The organism is Halomonas borealis (genome assembly GCF_004798905.1).
GTDB lineage: Bacteria > Pseudomonadota > Gammaproteobacteria > Pseudomonadales > Halomonadaceae > Halomonas > Halomonas borealis.
On record NZ_SDMO01000128.1, the window covers coordinates 1 to 242 of the forward strand.

The following is a 242-nucleotide window of genomic DNA, read 5'->3' on the forward strand; positions in this document are numbered from 1 at the left end:
CGAAATCTTCAATGACTCTATTGGTATCCTGAGTAGGACGGAACACGTGATATTTTGTCTGAATCTGGGGGGACCACCCTCCAATCCAAAATACTTCTTACAGATCGATAGTGAACAAGTACCGTGAGGGAAAGGTGAAAAGTACTCCAGCGAGGAGAGTGAAATAGAACCTGAAACCATTAGCTTACAATCATTCGGAGCCCTATGTTTTTAACAGGGTGACGGACTGCCTTTTGCATAAT

1 rRNA gene is annotated in these 242 nt (G+C 43.4%); it reads left to right on the forward strand.

From position 1 onward, the window contains the following. A 23S ribosomal RNA gene (locus ETC07_RS15450) occupies nt 1-242 on the forward strand; the annotation flags it as partial.